Source organism: Oleiphilus sp. HI0123 (genome assembly GCF_001635315.1).
Genome location: NZ_LWGE01000101.1, coordinates 1 through 443, shown reverse-complemented (window position 1 = coordinate 443; position 443 = coordinate 1). Strand labels below are relative to the sequence as shown.

1 pseudogene is annotated in these 443 nt (G+C 65.0%); it reads left to right on the top strand.

The window, feature by feature from the left end:
• Nucleotides 1-443 (top strand): annotated as a pseudogene (locus A3761_RS26535) (hypothetical protein); the annotation flags it as partial.

The following is a 443-nucleotide window of genomic DNA, read 5'->3' as shown; positions in this document are numbered from 1 at the left end:
ACATCGGCCGCGGCGGCCGAAAGCTCATCTACTTCAAGGGCGAAAGCGCCCACTACGAGCGGCCCGAGAAGGTCGAGGCCGCGCTCGCGGACAATACCCGCGTTCAGGTGGACATCTCGTCGGTCAACGGACTCGGCAACGTCTTCCATCGGAGGCGTGAGGCCGGCGTCGAGTGGACCGGCGGCGAAATCGCCAAGGGCGCCACGAACGTCTTCGTGATGGACTGGCGGGACCACCCGGCCAAGTCGCAAGAATGGTACGATGCGCGGCGACGGAAGGCGGAGGCGGATGGCCTCTTGCACGTCTTCGCCCAAGAGGTGGACCGAAACTACTCGGCGTCGGTTGAAGGCGTCATCATCCCAGCAGATTGGGTGAGAGCAGCTATCGACGCGCATACGGCGCTCGGCTTCGACGATGCCGGAGGCTGGGTCGCCGGTTTGGAC